We start from the raw sequence: 592 nt of genomic DNA on the forward strand, positions 1-592 counted from the left end.
AAAAAAGATCAAGGCCAGCAGCAACTGTTCGATGTGTGGCGATTCCACGCGTTCTTCACCACCACCGACCCGAACGAGATCGACACCGTGACCGCCGACCAAGTGCACCGCCGGCACGCGATCATCGAACAAGTCCACGCCGACCTCAAGAACTCCGCCCTCGCCCACATGCCATCAGGACATTTCTGCGCCAACGCCGCCTGGCTGGTCTGCGCGGTGATGGCGTTCAACCTCACCCGCGCCGCCGCCGCCATCACCGGCGACTCGGCGCTGGCGAAAGCGACGACCGGCACGATCCGGCGAACCCTGATTTCGGTGCCGACCCGTATCGCCTACTCGGCCCGGAAAATCACCCTCCACCTACCCACAGACTGGCCGTGGGAGAAACAGTGGATGACTCTGTTCGAGAACACGTTCCGTCGAAATCTACCGATCGCAGCCTAACAACCAGCACCCTTACCCACACACGAGACGAAAACCCCCAGTGGAACAACCCGATAGTCGAGATCGGCCGAACAATCACGCCCGCGTCCAGGTCGATACCGTGCAACATCATTCAGAAAAAGCGAGTCAGCTCATCGGTGCATTCAGG

General features: G+C 60.3%; 1 protein-coding gene. It reads left to right on the forward strand.

Features of this window, described 5'->3' with window-relative positions:
- On the forward strand, positions 1-444 hold a 444-nt coding region (locus R4P57_RS26775; protein WP_317805926.1), incomplete at its 5' end, for a transposase.
- Positions 445-592 lie beyond the last annotated feature (148 nt).

The sequence above is a fragment of the Rhodococcus sp. IEGM 1330 genome, assembly GCF_033142445.1.
Classification (GTDB): domain Bacteria; phylum Actinomycetota; class Actinomycetes; order Mycobacteriales; family Mycobacteriaceae; genus Rhodococcoides.